The organism is Acinetobacter sp. ABJ_C1_1 (assembly GCF_044684115.1).
Classification (GTDB): Bacteria; Pseudomonadota; Gammaproteobacteria; order Pseudomonadales; family Moraxellaceae; genus Acinetobacter; species Acinetobacter nosocomialis_A.
Genome location: NZ_JBITPU010000001.1, coordinates 381,934 through 396,016 on the forward strand (window position 1 = coordinate 381,934; position 14,083 = coordinate 396,016).

Genomic DNA, 14,083 nt, shown 5'->3' on the forward strand with positions numbered 1-14,083 from the left:
TTCTACCGTTTTTCTATTTCCAAAGAAGAGGTCCAAAATGAGTACTTTAAATATTAATGATATTAAAAAACATGCAGACGTTATTGCTTCTTGTGGTACTAAAGTAGGGACTGTCGATCATCTAGAAGGTGAAAATCAGTTGAAACTCACTCGTGATGAAAATGATCAACATCACCTTATTCCTACTTCTTGGATTGGGGAGGTAAAAGATGATCAAGTCATTTTAAATAAAAACTCAAAAGAAGTTCAAGAAAACTGGCAAGCCATTTAAACTTCTTTGCACAGGGATTTTTTAACTGTGCAGCTTATTTAAAAATATAAACAACAATTAAAATAAAACAATTAGAATTAAAAAAGTAAAAAGCTCCTTTTCATTAAGGAGCTTTTTATTTATAGCATTAAATTTTTTATTTAATATTTTTATAAGTTACTCTGATTGATCGCAACCGAACGGGTTGCTTTACGCTTTCGGGTCACAAATAATCCGCAACCCACCACAGCTAAAGTCACACCTAATGATAAAGTGGTTTCATAACTATAGGCTGGCGAGAAGAACATATAAGCCAATACGCTTAAAATAATGATAATCACAAACCAAGTCAGCCATGGAAATAACCACATTTTAAATGGAATTTCCGCTCCAGCTGCCTCGAGCTTATGTCTTAAACGCAATTGTGAGAATGCAATAACCAAGTACACCAACAAAGCAATGGAACCTGTGCTTGAAAGCAATAGGCTAAACACTTTTCCCGGAAATACATAATTAATGACACAGCACACTAAACCAATAAAAGTTGAGGAAAACACCGCAATTGCCGGTACACCCGCATAATTCACTTTAGTAACTGCCTGCGGTGCTTCATTGCGTGTTCCTAAACGGAATAACATACGAGAAGATGTATAAATTGCCGCATTCATACAGCTCGCCACGGCGATAAACACAACGGTATCAATAATAAGTTTAGTGCCAGGTACGTTTAAGGTCATTAAAACGTATTGGAATGTCCCATACTTTTGTAAGTCCGGTGAACGCCAATCGACAAGTGAAACAGCAATAAACATTGAGACCACAAAGAAAAGAATAATACGGTACAACACCAAGTTGGTGGCACGTCTAATTTTCTGTTTAGGGTTAGATGACTCTGCTGCGGCAATCGAGACAATTTCCACCCCAAAGAATGAAAATGCCGTAATTAAAATGGCAGATAAAATGCCTCCCATACCGTGCGGCATAAAACCTGCGTTGTTGTATAAATTGGCAACTCCACTGACATTTTTAGCTAAAGGCCAAACACCTGAAATTGCCAAAATACCAATAATGATAAACCCAATAATGGCAACCACTTTGACTAAAGAAAACCAGAACTCAAACTCACCAAAACTTTTGGTACTAAAAAAGTTGGCTAAGCTTAAGAACACAATAAAGCAAAATGCATAAATAGAAACTGAAACGCTCGGAAACCACGAATGTAAAATTTCAGCACCTGCAATGGCTTCTACCGGAATCGCAAGTACCCAAAACCACCAATACAACCAACCAATGGTAAAGCCTGCCCACGGGCCAATTGCTTTACGTGCATAGGTAGAAAATGAACCTGTGTCCGGCTCTAAAACGGCCATTTCACCTAACATGCGCATCACCAGAAATACCATAATGCTGGTAATCAGGTATGCAAGAATCACTGCCGGGCCTGCTTTGGCAATTGCAGAAGATGAACCGACAAATAAACCTGCGCCAATAACACCGCCAATACTAATCATTGTGATATGGCGATTTGAGAGTCCTTCGCCTAATTTTTTTGTTGTATCATTATTCATATTTCATTCCTTAAAAATATATCCATAAAAACAATCTATTACATGTCAAAATCCTACAGTCATGAAAAAAGGGAAAACTGCTGTTTTCCCTGATAGTAATAATTAATTTAAAGTCGGCATTGAGAACTGTTTTGCTTCACGGACTTGAGCAGATGGCCAGCGCTGTGTAATGGTTTTACGGCGTGTGTAGAAACGGACACCATCTGGACCATACGCATGTAAATCACCAAATAACGAACGCTTCCAGCCACCAAAGCTATGGTAAGCAACAGGTACTGGTAAAGGCACATTAATCCCCACCATACCGACTTGAATGTGACTGCTAAAATAGCGAGCAGCTTCCCCATCACGGGTATAGATACAGGTACCATTACCATATTCATGGTCATTAATCAGTTGCATGGCTTCTTGCATGCTATTCACACGCATAACTTGCAGTACAGGACCAAAAATTTCTTGCTGATAACTGGTCATGTTTGGTGTGACTTGATCAATTAAAGTTGGTCCAACGAAGAAACCTTTTTCATAGCCTGCCGGTTTTGCATCACGGCCATCTACCACAATTTTTGCGCCTTGCTGTTCTGCACTTTGAATATAAGCCTGTACTTTGTCTTTATGTGCTTGGGTAATCAGTGGCCCAAAGTCATTGCTTGCATCTGCATAGTTGCCGAACTTCAATTTTTTCATTTCTTGAGTCAGCTTATCAATCACAACATCGGCAACTTCATCGCCAATAGCAACCGCAACCGAAAGTGCCATACAGCGTTCGCCCGAAGAGCCAAAAGCTGCACCTAACAATGAAGTGACTACGTTATCAATATCAGCATCAGGCATAATGATCGCATGATTTTTTGCACCGCCTAATGCTTGGCAACGTTTACCTGTTGAAGTTGCTGTGCGGTAAATATATTCAGCAATTGGCGTCGAACCCACAAAACTGACTGCCTGAATACGAGGATGATGCAATAAGGCTTCTACCGCCTCTTTATCACCATTCACCACGTTAAACACGCCGTCGGGTAAACCCGCTTGTTTTAATAGTTCTGCAAGGTATAAAACCACAGAAGGCGCTTTTTCAGAAGGTTTTAAAATAAAGCAGTTACCGCAGACTAGTGCCATTGGGAACATCCACAAAGCGACCATGGCTGGGAAGTTAAATGGAGTAATGCCAGCCACAACACCTAATGGTTGGAACTCACTCCATGAGTCGATATCTGGACCGACATTTTTTGAATATTCCCCTTTTAAAAGCTCTGGTGCACCGCAAGCGTATTCAACGTTTTCTATACCACGTTGCAATTCGCCTTGAGCATCATGAGAAATTTTACCGTGCTCTTGCCCAATCAAAGCGCAAATCTTTTCGGCATTTTGCTCTAATAATTGTTTGAACTTGAACATGACACGCGCACGTTTAATGACTGGTGTATCACGCCATGCAGGAAATGCTTGCTCGGCTGCCTGAACGGCTTCATTTACCGTTTGAGCATCTGCAATTTCGACTTCTTTACTAATTTCACCCGTCGCAGGATTGTAAACTGGCTGTTTTCTTGCCGTTTTAGATACAATTCTTCCTTGAATGAAATGCCCTAGCACTTTTTTGGCTTGTTCACTATGCGTACTATTTTCAGTTGAAACTTCGTCATAGCTAAAATCTTCTAGGCCATTTGTCATTATTGTTACTCCTTACTACAATTAGTTTTCAGATCAAACTGTATTTTTCATTTAGTTTTTTTAAGAGCATCTATTACCGTGATAGATGCCCATGAAATGTCTCTAAGCCTTATTTCACTTGATAAAGCGCGTCGCCCACGGCATTCATTAAGCGATCAATATCTGCCTCAGTGCTGTTAAACATTGGACCGAACTGAAGCGTGTCGCCTCCAAAGCGAACATAGAATCCTTCTTTCCAAAGTTTCATACCAAGCTCAAAACCTCGGATGGTGGCATCGCCATCACGCGGAGCTAACTGCAACGCACCAATCAAACCACAGTTACGTATATCTAAAATGTGCGGTGCGCCTTTTAAACCGTGTAGCATTTTTTCAAAACTTGGAGCCAACGCCGCAGATTGAGCTAACAGGTTTTTCTTTTCTAAAACTTCAAGCGCAGCTAAAGCAGCCGCACAAGCAACCGGATGTGCCGAATAGGTATAGCCGTGAGTAAATTCAATGGCATGTTCAGGTAACTCTTGCTGCATAAAGGCAGAGTAAATTTCATGGCTTGCCACCACACCACCTAAAGGAATAGCACCATTGGTCACCTGTTTCGCAAAGTTCAAAATATCTGGTGTTACCCCAAAATATTCAGCCCCCGTCCACGTTCCTAGGCGACCAAAACCTGTAATCACCTCATCAAAAATTAACAAGATGTCATGCTGATCACAGATCTCTCTTAAACGTTGTAAATAGCCCGTTGGCGGCACAATACAACCTGCCGAACCAGAAATAGGCTCTACAATGACGGCTGCAATATTTGAAGCATCATGTAGCTCAATTAACTTAAGCATTTCATTGGCAAGTTCTACCCCGCCTGTTTCTGCACAGCCTTTAGTAAAAGTTAAATTTGGCTGTAAGGTATGCGGTAAATGGTCTACATCCATAAGTTGACCAAACATTTTACGGTTGCCGCCAATCCCACCTAAACTTGTTCCCGCAACGTTTACGCCATGGTAGCCACGGGCGCGACCAATCAATTTGGTTTTGCTTGGTTTACCTTTAATACGCCAATAGGCACGCGCCATTTTGATAGACGTATCTGCCGACTCTGAACCTGAGTTGGTAAAGAAAACGTGTTGTAATTTTTCAGGCATATGCTGAACAATTTTATCTGCCAGCTTAAAAGAAAGCGGATGACCAAACTGAAAAGCTGGTGAGTAGTCGAGCTGACCTAATTGGGCGCTTACCACTTGTTGAATTTCAGGTAAGGTATGGCCTGCACCACACGTCCATAAGCCTGAAAGTGAGTCATAAATTTCACGGCCAGAATCATCAATTAAGTACGACCCTTTTGCACCCACAATCATGCGCGGATCTTTAGCAAAGTTTCGATTTGCAGAAAAAGGCATCCAGTGTGCCTGATAATTTATGTGCATATTATTATTGGTTTGAACCGCATCCAAAGTATGCTCAGAGTCGCTGAATTTATCCGTATCAAACATAACCATTCCTGTTTATTTTCAAATTATGGTTTGAGTGTACATAGCGAGATAAGTTTGATAAATTCAAATTATCTTGAGTTTAGATTTAAAAAAACAAAACTAAATGAAACCTAAAAAATTAAATCAAGTTACTGATTTTGATATAAAACTTCTCAAAATATTTAAAACGGTTTGCGACTGTCACAGCTTTACATCTGCCGAAAGCATTTTAGGTATTAGCCGCTCTGCAATTAGTTTGCATATGAGTGATTTAGAAAATCGTCTGGGTATTCGGCTGTGCCAACGTGGCCGTGCTGGGTTTGCCCTCACCGATGAAGGACGGGAAATTTTAGAATATATTGAAGTACTCACAGCAGCGATTGAAGACTTCCGCTCTAAAGTCAACCAAATGCATAACCGTCTTAAGGGTGAGTTTAATATCGGCATTATTAACAATCTTGTGACTATGCCTAGAGGCTATATCACCAACACCTTGACTCAACTTGCCGAAGAACATGCCGAAGTTATTATTAATATTAGTATGAGTACTTTGTCAGATATTGAATGCCGCGTACTCGATAACCGTTTACATGCAGGTGTTATTCCACTTGTTACGCCTTTATCTGGTCTAGACTATTTCGATTTATATAGTGAAAGTTCATTTTTATACTGCGGCAAAAACCATCCTTTATTTAACCAATGCAGTAGCATCAATTTAAATGAATTAAAAAAATGGCAAGCCATTCTTCCTAATTATGCGATTACCTCGGAAGCAGCGAAGTTGCATCAGCTTTTAGACTGTAAAGCGACGGCAAGTGACCGTGAAGGGATTGCCTTTTTGATTTTAACCGGAAAATTCTTAGGCTTTTTACCCGATCACTATGCAAAAAAATGGGTTGAAGATGGTGTTATGCAACCTATTTTAAAAGAGAAGATGCACTACAGCACCCCTATATGCTTAATTACGCATAAAGGCAAAAACCATAATAATATTTTAAAAACCTTTATGGAGATGCTTGAGAAACGAATCAGTAATGATTAAAAATAGTTATATATAGATAGAAAGATATACATAATTTTATAAATAATGAATCTTTTTATTTAAAAAAACTTCATAATAGACATTAATAAAACAATTTTTATAGTGGTGTTTTTAGATAAAAATGACTATCCAGTATATTTAAATCAATTTAATATTTAACAAATATAATTTAACAGTCTGTTTTTAATAAATAAAAAATATATAATCGCACCGCAAAGTAAACATAAATACTTAAGGTTTATTCATGAAAAAAATTTCAACTTTAGCAGTTTCTATTTCATTTATTATGTTAACGGGGTGCGGTGGAGGCAGTTCAAGCTCTAATAATACTGAAAATGTATCATTGCAAGCTCAAGGGCAATCTACTCAAAATGTAAATAGTCTAAAGTGTGATAGAGGTATTCTCTTAAATTCTACCCTTTCAACCAATACAATTTTTGATGAGCCGTTATACTCTCTTACATACAATTATAAACAAGTCTCAACAGCTAATAGCTACACTACAGTAAAACAATTGTATGCAGATGAATTCCAAAGAAATGGGCAGATGATATATTCATCTCCAAAAGCAATTTATAATGTAACTGCTGACGAAATCGAAAGTAGTTTGGCTGAAGATGTTGTACAAACTTACGACCTTAACTCTTTTGGTCTTTTCACTAAAAAGACTTATCAGAAGCAAAATAATGGTTGGCCTGAGGGCTATATTGTTGCATCACAAGGTTCACAAATTACAACTGCTCAATTTAATGATACTTGTAGTTTAAATTCAGATAATGTTAGTTTCGATTATGAGAAAATTGATGTTTCTGGTAAAAAAATAGCTGATATTTTCCCTCCTAATATCATAAATTCAACTCCAAAAAATTCAGACTATATTTATATTGGTGATCAATTTTCTCGTATTCTTAAAGATAATCAAACAGCCTTTGCAAGCTTAGTAAATAGTAATGCAACGTTCCCAAGTGGCTCTTTTATTTATGTACCAAAGTCTGTTGTTTATAACAATACAGAGTTTTATTTGTTTGATAGCTCACTCACTGATTTCAAAACACTAGCTGAATGGCAACAAAAACTTTATCCGAATTTTAAGTATAAATTTGATACTGTTGCTGGCTATAAAGTGACTTATTTCGTAGATAGTGCAGATAACCCAATGTTTGACAATGGTAAAGACCCAGCCATTGAAATGAATGGCAAAATTTACGATGGTGAATGGCAGGTTAAAGGTAATGTTCTCTCTGAAACATATGGTGCACCACCAACTACATGGAACACCAATTACCAATCAAAAAGTGACTTTGCTTTATTCAATAAAGCGAGTTATGACTTTCTTACTGCCCAAATCCAATCTTACTATAAGTAAAATCTAAAACCTGTATATCCCAAAGTACCTTACCCATGTACTTTGGGATATTTATCTAAACCAGACCAACCTTCAGTAAAAAATAATCTAACGTCTTATCTGTTTCACCTATACTGCTGTTATCCACAAGTGGGATAATTGCACCCTCAATCACATATAAAAAGAGTCTGGCCTCATTAAATGATGCATCCGCTTTTAATGTTCTAAGTACGCTATAGATTTCATTGGTCAGCCATGTTCTGTACCTTACCGCGGTTTGATAGGCGTTTGGATAGCTATTTTTAGTTTCAAAAACAGCCTTAAATAATAAGTAATATGGCCCTTCTATATCGCTATGTAAAAAATAAAGTTTCTTGAGTTTATCTATTGCGGCTGTGTCATGGTCATACTCCACCAGTTCGGTCACTTGGTCTTGAAGTCGCTCTTTTTGCACGATTAAACAAATATCAATAAAACGTTGCTTAGAGTGAAAATAGTTATAAAACGTCATTTTTGTGACTTCGGTTTCCCTCACAATCTTGTCGACACCAACAGTGTGAAACCCACCGTGATGGAACAGATGAATCCCTTTTTTTACAACTTCAAAAGCACGTGTTGGGAGCGTTAAATTTGGCATAGTTTTACCGTTATAAAATAAATTTTTGTTGTATATAAATGAGATATAAAAATCTGTGCCCTTTCTGGGAGAAAAAAAGGCACAGCAAAACCCATAAAGACTGTGCTTGGCACATCTTGAGTTTTATAGTTACTAAGTTTTTGGTCGTGATGATTTAAAGCTTGATAAACCTAATGGCGATCAAACTCGTAACCAACTAAGTTGTGTTGTTATAGCTTTTGGCATCGAGAGCCAAGAAATAATGGATGTGCAAAGCCAACTCCTTTTTATTGGGAGTTCTGCCAGACATTAAAATTATGGTGGCAGAACGAAGGGGGTTCGCAGACTGGTCAAACGAGGCCAGCACACCCAAAGGTGTCCCCCTCCGTTCCACCGTAGAGGGGGCACGAGGGTGTACACACTAAAAGAAGAATCTTTTAATGCTCGTTTGATTCGGTCTGCGACAACCGACTGGCAATGTAGGCCAGCACGCAAAGGATAATAGTCACTCTATTTATCGTCAAGCACAAAAAGTGACAACTGTTTTAAAATAAAACAGACAAAGTATTTGATAAATCAGTGGGTTTTAAGATGAACTACAAAATCTACGAGTAAAGTCAGATGTTGTTATTTCTATAGTTTTTTTTAAAAAATAATTGCGTTCAGCAATAAAAGATTGGGCTATTTATGTAGTACCCAATTAGAATGGATATGAAAAATAAGCCTCGTACTCTCAGTTGGCTTGAGGCTTGGTAAATTCATTTCAATAGCACCCGTTTAAAGATGCTACACAAAATAATTAATGGTTCTTTTTAGAGAATTTATGACCTTTAGGAAGTGGAGCATCACATGGTTGATCTGTCTTTACATCGACCATTTTCACTGGCCCATCATTGTAGACCGTTACTTTACAGCCTTTTACAACATATTCCTGTTCAATACCACCGTACATTTCATCCTCAGAAACAGGAGCTACAGAAGTTACACCATAACAAGCTCCATCAGCACGACATTGACCGTTCATTCCACTAACATCAGCTCCACCCGCTTCTGCCACTTCTGCTCCAGCAGCTTCCATTGCATCAACCTCTTCAACCTGTGTCTTTGCTGCATATGTATTTGAAAGACTCATCATCAGAAAAACTGCAAGAAAGAACTTACTACTGCGATTTATTAAATTCATGTTTTATCCATATCTATTGATTTGAAATTGGTGCGTTCTGAGAAGGAAAAGCTTCAATTTTTCTATTTTTCAAAAATATTAAAAAATTTTTAGAAGCCATACAATGTCATATAATTAGGTTAATTGGGGAGTAATTTTTTAAGCTATCTTAACTTTCATAGATAACGTCATACTGACCAGTTAACTCTTCTCTTAATGATTTAAATAATTCTTCTCCTAATAGTTGGAATTTTTTTTCATCCTCTATAGATTTAAAACCAGAATTAATAGGATCATCTAAACATAAAGTTTCATCATAGATATCAGACCATAATATAAGCTTATCTATTAATACCTTTGATATTGGTAAATCTTCTGGATTTAAATTAGCTACTAAACCAAGTTCATCATATTCCCATAAAGGATAGCATTGATAATCTGGCATCAACTTAATCATTTTTTTCACATAATTACCTAAATTTTTAAAAATTTATCTACTATTGATAGGATTTTTATATATTAAAATTTTGTTATTTATAAAATTCTAATAAACAACAAAATCATCAGGATATGTATCTAAATCAAGCAATCTTTTTGATTCCTTTAAATAGATATCTAATATCTCTTTTGAAATATAAACTTTTAACCTTGAGTTATAATCATAAGAAAGCATAGCAATTGCTATAGCATTTAAAAATAAAAAAAGTTCTTTATCTGTTACTCCTTCACTTTTGCTCAATATCTTTAAGCACAACATTACGTTCTTATTTCTTAAATTCAAATAATCAGTTAAACAGTCAAAAAAAGCATCAGCGCTAGCACCACCAAAATAATATTTATTGCCGGGAAATATAGGATTATCATATGGATAATCCTTATAAACATGCTGACCGATATATTCAGTAATATCACCGATAAAATTTAATGATCTGTCAATTATAACTTCTATAATCGGTGTATTTATTTCTTGATATTCTGCGCAAAAAAAAGTGTACAACTTTAGTTCACTCATTTTATTTTCTCCAAGTATCTCTAATTCAATAAAAAGCCTATCAATATTAGATAGGCTTTTTAAAGGATTTTTTAAATTTTCTATGGACTTAGGTCATAAATCTTTCAACCAATCTGGCTCTTCAACTTCAACTACATGGCTATATTCTCTATTTTCAACTACTGGAAGCCATCCACTTCCTGATTCGAACATAGACAAGTTTTCAATAATATATAAATCTTTCTCAAGCTTAGATAAAGTAATTAATCCATATTTATAATGAAGATATTCCCCACCAGCACCTGCGGATACTCTTAAATCAATTTCTTTATACTCCCAACCTGTTACAAAACCTGTAACCTGAGGATAAGCGACTAAAAAGTCGATTTCAAATTTTTCAGCAATCTTACATAAACACGGTATTTGTGATGTTTTAAGCATATTTTCTGTATGAAGATCATCTTCAAATTTAGCATGAACTTGTAACACTATTTATAATTCCTAATTATTACTATTTCGCCAGTGAATGCCTTTTTAAAGCTTTCTATCGGAATATAACATGATGTATTGGATGGCTCCTGTATTGCTAATACAGTTACTAAAACCAATACTAGATTTAACTTCAAATAGTGAATACTTTTTATATCACTATAGTTTTGATACGCTTGTATGCAGCCATGTGCTTCAAAATAAATTAAAAAGATATGTAGTTAACGTAAAAAACATCATTCCCCATGAGACATTTCTTAATGATTTCGGCCCATAAATTCCCATTATCACTAAAATAATTGGTTGTACGAAAATACCAACTTTTTGAAAAAAACTAAGCTCATCAAGCATAAATAATATCCCAAATAGAAATTTACTTCTAATCCCGTAAAAATACGTGTAATTGTCACACTGTTGATTTTAGTACTACTTTTGCAATACTTTTTTCATCCCATATAGGCTTATTTCTCTAGATAAATAACCCTTTAAAGAAATTTTCAAGAAATAAAGATCATTGAATCAAGTAAAATCTTGCTTACTATCAAGCCACCTTAACTTAGAAAAAAGTGCTAAAGAATCTGGGTCACGTTCTAATAATTTATCTAATAAGCCATCTTCAGCTAAAGCCCAATGAAGCATCATAAAATGACTACGACCATCATTACCATAATAGACCATCTCATACCGTACTTTAGGATCTTTTATTTCTATTTCTCTCTGCTTAAATGCAATTAGTTCATTACCATGTTCCCCAGAAATTCCATAAAACAATATATCGTTATTACTATGGTATATGCCGTATATATAAATAGTGTCACCATTCCACTCTTCACTTAAAGATATACCTAACACAGTTAACTCCTTTATTAAGCACCTAACAATGAACCAACAATTTTCATGTCAATTTTTTAGTTTCACTATAAGACTACTCTTAAGTTAATAAAATCACTAAAATATAAAAAACTCTAATACTCTTATATCTATGAACGAAAAAGCAATTAGCCAATATTTAAGTTTTATTCTAAGACACAAACCAGAAGAAATTGATCTAACATTAGATCGTGAAGGTTGGGCAAATATTGAAGACTTAATTTCTAAGTCACAACCAGTCAAGAATATAGCTTTAGACGAAGAAATTATTAAGAAAATTGTGAGCAATAGTGATAAAAAGCGCTTCCAAATTTCTGATGATGGAAAATATATTCGCGCTGTACAAGGCCACTCAACTCCAAATGTTAATATCACACTTAAAAAGCTTATGCCGCCAATTTCTCTTTATCATGGTACAGCTCAAAGGTTTATAGACTCCATAAAAGAGCAAGGTTTAATCTCAAAAGATCGTCAATATGTACATCTAACAGAAAACAACGACACGGCTCTATCCGTAGGAGCACGTTATGGCAAACCTGAGATTTTAATTATTCATGCTTTAGAAATGCATAAGAATGGATTTGAATTTTTCCAAGCTGAAAATGGAGTCTGGTTGGTTAAACATGTACCAGTAGAGTTTATTGTTTTTCAGTAAAATGAAAATTATGCTTCCACTCAGAGGTGGAAGCATTTTTCAACAATACTATCTATATTAGTTTAGATTTTACCTAATTTTCCATCTTATTTAGCCTTTCTCTCAGATATTAAGTTTTGTAAATTTACTAATGTATTATTAATTATATTTATTTCCTCACTAGTGAGAATGAACTTTTTATCTAAACTTTCTTCTTGCCTATCTAAAGCTAAGGCATAAACTGTTTCAAGTGTAAACCATTCCTCATTAAAAGAATTTTTCCAACTTTCAGGAACGGATTCCAGAGCATTACATAAGGATTTTAAACTTAAAATAAGTTGCTTAATACCAATCTTCTCCTTTTTAAATTCGAAGATCATATCTAACATTAGATTATATTGTCTCTCATTGTGCTCATTTCTCCATGAGTTCATCAAAAGATCTCCTCTATATTAATAATTCTCATTTTGGATTTCTTAATTTTATAAAAACCTGTCTAAAAATTGAGTTGGTAGCTCTATACCTGTAAATCTTAACTTCATTACATCACTTACAATAGCTCAGGCAAATTTTTATTCGTACATCTATATTATTGAAACCGGAGTTATACTGTTTTGGAAGTTATTTTTTTAGACGTGAAATTACAATCGTATTCAGAAGATGATTCTTTTATCTCTAAATATAGTATATACTACCCATATAATTTCCAAAAATTCATTCCATTAATAATCCAATATTGATATCTATCTGGAATTAATGACCAAAATTGACTGGATGCCTTTCCTTTCCAATTGTCTGGCAATTGATTTTCAAACTCACGTTGCCAATCTGTATGGAAAAATAAATTCCTATCAAGATTTAAGTAAAATTTTGGCAATCGAGATTCCATTACAGCCCATAATTCATTTTTTATATCTCCTTCCCCAGACATAAGATAGTCTTCCATATAAATATATAATTTTTCCAATTCATCCATATTAGTTTTATATTTAAAAAAATTCTTCATCCAATCAAGCGTTTTAATATTCATTTCAGGCAAGCTTGACAAATATAGTGGTAAAGTTTCATTATTTAAAATTGATGCTCCCCCTCTAAATTCCTTTAAAGCAAAACTATAGCTATTTTCATCAAGTATACCTTTTTCTAAATATGAATCATAAAATGGTTTTATATCTATAACAAAGTTTTCTTTATCATCAACAATGAAATAATGCTTTCCTTTTGAAACAATAATAGCTATTTCACAACTATCTTCAAATATAGAATTTAATAAAAATTCATATTTATTATTATTTTTAATAGTCATTTTAAAACGCTCCCAAAACTATTTATTAGTATAACATCTAGCCCCTGTAATCAATATTGTAAATAACAAATATATGATAGATTATTCTTTTCTATAAGTTAATAAATAGTTATACACTCTTTATAAGCTAAGTCCCTATCCGAGACTCAGATAGGGACTTAGCTTAACAACTAAATTTATTCAAATATCATAAACTTTTTTAAGGCGCGGTATTAAATGAATAATTTGTCCCTTTTCCTTTGGATTATGCTCAGCATATGCTAATGCTATTAATCCTAAAACCGAAGCAAAAACTTTAAATGGCACTTTGCCATCAAATTCACCATTAAAATAAAATTCTGCCGCATCAATAATATGTCCATCATCTGTTACATCATTCATAAGTAAATAACTTGACGTTTCTTGGAGGCTAGAACCCTCACCTCGTATAGCATCTTTAAGGATGCTAATAAATGTATACCCTCCAGTAGATGTAACAAAATAGTCCATAAAAAAAGATAATTCAGGGTCTGCTTCGGGATGTTTTTTTAAGATTTCATTTCGATTCGTTCTCAACCACTCAATCATATATTGCATCACACCCCCTATAATCCCCTGCTTTCTATATACCAATTTATTGTTAAATTTAATAAACTTCTGAAGAATAAAAATCATCTCTTATTTCATTTCATTAA

Annotated in this window: 16 protein-coding genes; 4 read left to right on the forward strand and 12 right to left on the reverse strand. The window is 34.9% G+C overall.

What is annotated here, in order from left to right; all coding sequences use genetic code 11:
* The first annotated feature begins 37 nt into the window (after positions 1-37).
* Positions 38-271 (forward strand): DUF2171 domain-containing protein, encoded by a 234-nt coding sequence (locus ACG59Z_RS01910; protein WP_024439164.1) that lies wholly within the window; start codon positions 38-40, stop codon positions 269-271.
* A gap of 149 nt (positions 272-420) precedes the next feature.
* On the opposite strand, the gene ACG59Z_RS01915 is transcribed toward ACG59Z_RS01910, so the two are convergent.
* From ACG59Z_RS01915 to ACG59Z_RS01925, 3 genes are all read right to left on the reverse strand, one after another.
* Positions 421-1,818, reverse strand: a complete 1,398-nt coding sequence (locus tag ACG59Z_RS01915) for an amino acid permease (protein WP_400197703.1) — start codon at positions 1,816-1,818, stop codon at positions 421-423.
* A 102-nt stretch (positions 1,819-1,920) separates the two neighbouring features.
* Entirely contained in the window at positions 1,921-3,489 is a 1,569-nt protein-coding gene (locus ACG59Z_RS01920) for a CoA-acylating methylmalonate-semialdehyde dehydrogenase (protein WP_400197704.1), read from the reverse strand.
* A gap of 109 nt (positions 3,490-3,598) precedes the next feature.
* Positions 3,599-4,981, reverse strand: coding sequence for an aspartate aminotransferase family protein (locus ACG59Z_RS01925; RefSeq protein WP_400197706.1), 1,383 nt, complete (start codon positions 4,979-4,981; stop codon positions 3,599-3,601).
* 97 nt (positions 4,982-5,078) lie between these two features.
* Here ACG59Z_RS01925 and ACG59Z_RS01930 point away from each other — a divergent pair, with 97 nt between their 5' ends.
* Together ACG59Z_RS01930 and ACG59Z_RS01935 are read left to right on the forward strand one after the other, a co-directional pair.
* A complete protein-coding gene (locus tag ACG59Z_RS01930) occupies positions 5,079-5,996 on the forward strand; it encodes a LysR family transcriptional regulator (RefSeq protein WP_400197708.1) in 918 nt (305 codons plus the stop codon).
* 244 nt (positions 5,997-6,240) lie between these two features.
* Positions 6,241-7,362 (forward strand): hypothetical protein, encoded by a 1,122-nt coding sequence (locus tag ACG59Z_RS01935; RefSeq protein ID WP_400197709.1) that lies wholly within the window; start codon positions 6,241-6,243, stop codon positions 7,360-7,362.
* Positions 7,363-7,417: 55 nt separating this feature from the next.
* Here ACG59Z_RS01935 and ACG59Z_RS01940 read toward each other — a convergent pair whose 3' ends face one another.
* The 6 genes from ACG59Z_RS01940 to ACG59Z_RS01965 form a co-directional block, all read right to left on the reverse strand.
* A complete protein-coding gene (locus tag ACG59Z_RS01940) occupies positions 7,418-7,978 on the reverse strand; it encodes a TetR/AcrR family transcriptional regulator (RefSeq protein WP_400197711.1) in 561 nt (186 codons plus the stop codon).
* A 778-nt stretch (positions 7,979-8,756) separates the two neighbouring features.
* Entirely contained in the window at positions 8,757-9,140 is a 384-nt protein-coding gene (locus ACG59Z_RS01945) for a hypothetical protein (RefSeq protein WP_400197713.1), read from the reverse strand.
* Positions 9,141-9,288: 148 nt separating this feature from the next.
* Positions 9,289-9,585 (reverse strand): hypothetical protein, encoded by a 297-nt coding sequence (locus tag ACG59Z_RS01950; protein ID WP_400197715.1) that lies wholly within the window; start codon positions 9,583-9,585, stop codon positions 9,289-9,291.
* Between the two features lie 78 nt (positions 9,586-9,663).
* The gene (locus ACG59Z_RS01955; protein WP_400197716.1) at positions 9,664-10,131 is read right to left on the reverse strand and encodes a hypothetical protein; all 468 of its coding nucleotides are present in this window, start codon (positions 10,129-10,131) and stop codon (positions 9,664-9,666) included.
* A 93-nt stretch (positions 10,132-10,224) separates the two neighbouring features.
* A complete protein-coding gene (locus ACG59Z_RS01960; protein ID WP_400197717.1) occupies positions 10,225-10,599 on the reverse strand; it encodes a hypothetical protein in 375 nt (124 codons plus the stop codon).
* A gap of 519 nt (positions 10,600-11,118) precedes the next feature.
* Positions 11,119-11,451, reverse strand: coding sequence for a hypothetical protein (locus tag ACG59Z_RS01965; RefSeq protein ID WP_151740397.1), 333 nt, complete (start codon positions 11,449-11,451; stop codon positions 11,119-11,121).
* 130 nt (positions 11,452-11,581) lie between these two features.
* Between ACG59Z_RS01965 and ACG59Z_RS01970 the strand changes: the two genes are divergently transcribed.
* Positions 11,582-12,124, forward strand: a complete 543-nt coding sequence (locus ACG59Z_RS01970) for an RNA 2'-phosphotransferase (RefSeq protein ID WP_400197720.1) — start codon at positions 11,582-11,584, stop codon at positions 12,122-12,124.
* A gap of 86 nt (positions 12,125-12,210) precedes the next feature.
* On the opposite strand, the gene ACG59Z_RS01975 is transcribed toward ACG59Z_RS01970, so the two are convergent.
* From ACG59Z_RS01975 to ACG59Z_RS01985, 3 genes are all read right to left on the reverse strand, one after another.
* Positions 12,211-12,537, reverse strand: a complete 327-nt coding sequence (locus ACG59Z_RS01975; protein WP_033846047.1) for a hypothetical protein — start codon at positions 12,535-12,537, stop codon at positions 12,211-12,213.
* A 257-nt stretch (positions 12,538-12,794) separates the two neighbouring features.
* On the reverse strand, positions 12,795-13,409 hold the full coding sequence (locus ACG59Z_RS01980; protein WP_400197722.1) for a hypothetical protein: 615 nt from the start codon (positions 13,407-13,409) through the stop codon (positions 12,795-12,797).
* 180 nt (positions 13,410-13,589) lie between these two features.
* A complete protein-coding gene (locus ACG59Z_RS01985) occupies positions 13,590-13,985 on the reverse strand; it encodes a hypothetical protein (protein WP_400197724.1) in 396 nt (131 codons plus the stop codon).
* Positions 13,986-14,083: the final 98 nt, after the last annotated feature.